At 62.8% G+C, this 1,799-nt stretch carries 3 protein-coding genes; 1 reads left to right on the top strand and 2 read right to left on the bottom strand.

Going from position 1 to position 1,799, the window contains the following annotated elements:
- A partial coding sequence (locus tag KDH09_00345) for a GntR family transcriptional regulator (GenBank protein MCB0218114.1) occupies nucleotides 1-368 on the bottom strand: 368 nt, incomplete at its 3' end.
- Here KDH09_00345 and KDH09_00340 point away from each other — a divergent pair.
- On the top strand, nucleotides 292-531 hold the full coding sequence (locus tag KDH09_00340) for an AbrB/MazE/SpoVT family DNA-binding domain-containing protein (protein MCB0218113.1): 240 nt from the start codon (nucleotides 292-294) through the stop codon (nucleotides 529-531). The genes KDH09_00345 and KDH09_00340 overlap by 77 nt on opposite strands.
- Before the next feature lie 3 nt (nucleotides 532-534).
- Here the strand turns inward: KDH09_00340 and KDH09_00335 are convergent.
- On the bottom strand, nucleotides 535-1,799 hold a 1,265-nt coding region (locus KDH09_00335), incomplete at its 5' end, for a response regulator (protein ID MCB0218112.1).

Below are 1,799 nucleotides of genomic sequence, written 5' to 3'. Positions count from 1 at the left end.
TCCCGCTCGCTGGGCAGCTTTTCGCCTGGCACATAGGTCCCGCGCAGGATCTCCTTGCGGATCTGCGCCGCCACTTCCTCGGAAATGGACTCCTTGCGAACCGGCTGAAACGCCGCCTTGGCCATGGGGAGCTGCGCTCCTTTCACCGGGGGAAGGTCTGAAATCGGCCCAAAAGGCACTCTCCCCGCCTGTGAGAGCGACGCTACCACACCAGTGATTGGGTTGTCCAGTGGTTGGACCAGTTTGCTTGTCGAGACAGGAGTAATACACTCGTAATAACGGAGTATGGCCATGAAGAAACGCCTCACCCCCATCGGGAACAGTCTCGGTCTCGTCATCGAAAAGCCCATTCTCGAACTGCTCAACATTGACCGGGAGACGGAGTTAGAGATCCTGACGGATGGAAACGCCCTCTTCGTACGTCCGGTGCGGACTGCTCAAGAAGACGAGCACCGTGAGAAAGTCAGGGAGGCAGCTAAACGGGTCATGACGGAATACTACGAGACGTTCAAGAAGCTGGCGGATTCCTAATCCCTACCCCAACTCCCGCATCACCTCCACCAGTTCCTTGATCCCGAAGGGTTTGTGCAGGAAGGCCACGTGTTCGTGTTTGAGGACGTCGGCCACGTCGCCGGCGGTGTAGCCGGTGGTGAGCACGACGGGTATGGCTGGATCGAGGGCGCGGATGCGCTCGAAGACTTCGGTGCCGCCAAGGCCCGGCAGGGTCAGGTCCAGCAGCACGCCGGTGATTCGCGCGCGGTTTTCGGAAAAAACCTGCACGCCGCCGGGCCCGTCGGAGGCGCTGAGCGTCTCGTAGCCCAGTTCTTCGAGCAGCAGGATGGCGGAGTCGCGAATCATTTCCTCATCGTCGACAACGAGGATGGTGCCCGAGCCGCGCCAGAGTCCTTCGGCGGGCGCCTGCGCGGCGGCGGCTGCTTCGCGGATCTCAGCGCACGGGGGAAGCAGCACGGTGAAGGTGGTCCCCTTCCCCGGCGCGCTCACGACATGAATTGCGCCTGCATGCGCGGTCACGGTGCCCACCACGCCGGCCAGTCCCAGGCCGCGGCCCTGGAACTTTGTAGTGAAGAAGGGATCGAAGATGTGTTCGTGCGTCTGCGCGTCCATGCCGCTACCCGAGTCCGTGACCTGGAGGCTCACATACTCGCCAGGGGCGAGGTCCGCGCCGACCTGGAAGTCACGAAGTTCCGCGCTGCTCCAGGCGCGCCGGTCGCAGCGAACCGCGATCATGCCGCCCCGATCGCCGACCGCTTCGGAGGCGTTGATGATCAGGTTCATGATCACTTGCTGGATCTGCGCGGCATCGGCATCGATGCACAGATCCTTTTCTTCCATTTCCATTTGCAGGTCGGTTTTGCGGGAGATGGTGGCACGGAGCAGTCCGCCCAGTTCGGTGGCGGCCTCGCCGAGGCTGAACTGCGTGCGGCGGACTTCCTGCTGCTGGGCGTAGGCAAGCATCTGGTTGGTGAGCGTTGACGCGCGCGTGGCGGCGCCCTGCACCTGGGTGAGCACATGCAGGACTTTTTCCTCGTCACCGGGGTCCTTGAGCCCCTGCTCGACGTTGATCTGGATCGCGCCGAGCAGGTTGTTGAAATCGTGTGCAAGTCCGCCGGCCAGCACGCCCAGGCTCTCCAGGCGCTGCGTCCGGCGCATACCCTCCTCGATCTTGAGCCTGGCCAGCTCTTCGTTCTTCCGGCGGGTGATGTCCTCTGCAACGCCGGCCATCCGAACCATGCGGCCATCGTCATCACAAACCGGAACGCTACGCGTGCTGATCCATC

It is taken from the genome of Chrysiogenia bacterium, from assembly GCA_020434085.1.
Lineage (GTDB): Bacteria > JAGRBM01 > JAGRBM01 > JAGRBM01 > JAGRBM01 > JAGRBM01.
Note: the sequence above shows the minus strand (reverse complement) of the source record. Positions and strands in the feature narration are given on the sequence as shown.

Coding starts and splice junctions, on each gene's coding strand:
- KDH09_00340 (MCB0218113.1), top strand. CDS start 292: ATGAAGAAACGCCTCACCCCCATCGGGAACAGTCTCGGTCTCGTCATC.